Origin of the sequence: Cognaticolwellia mytili (genome assembly GCF_002104475.1) — a bacterium.
In the GTDB taxonomy this organism is placed as follows: Bacteria; Pseudomonadota; Gammaproteobacteria; order Enterobacterales; family Alteromonadaceae; genus Cognaticolwellia; species Cognaticolwellia mytili.
The window spans coordinates 1-291 of the sequence record NZ_NBOF01000037.1 but is presented as its reverse complement, the minus strand read 5'-3'; the positions used below and the strand labels follow the sequence as shown (position 1 = coordinate 291).

Genomic DNA, 291 nt, shown 5'->3' with positions numbered 1-291 from the left:
CCATTATCGATGATAAATTGAAAAGCATCATCCACGAGGCCCCCGTTGCAACCGTGGCTCTGGCCATTCACATTGCAATCAATGAGCTCTTGTTCTGAGAGGGAAATTAGATTCCCATTCTTGATTTGGTTGATGCCCTCTGTGGCCGCCACCGACGAGAATGCCCAACATGCTCCACATTGGCCTTGATCCTTTATAGGAGTGACGGCTCCCAAGCTCCTCCAATCTAAGTTAGTTTCTGCTACCGACACATTCTCATAACGAAAATTGCTAGGCGTTGCACGAGATGAG

The 291-nt window shown here is 48.1% G+C and carries 1 protein-coding gene; it reads right to left on the bottom strand.

Translation table 11 applies throughout. The features are described from left to right. Positions 1–251 (bottom strand): C1 family peptidase (locus tag B7C41_RS20745; protein ID WP_407919567.1); only part of this gene is annotated, 251 nt, incomplete at its 3' end. Positions 252–291 lie beyond the last annotated feature (40 nt).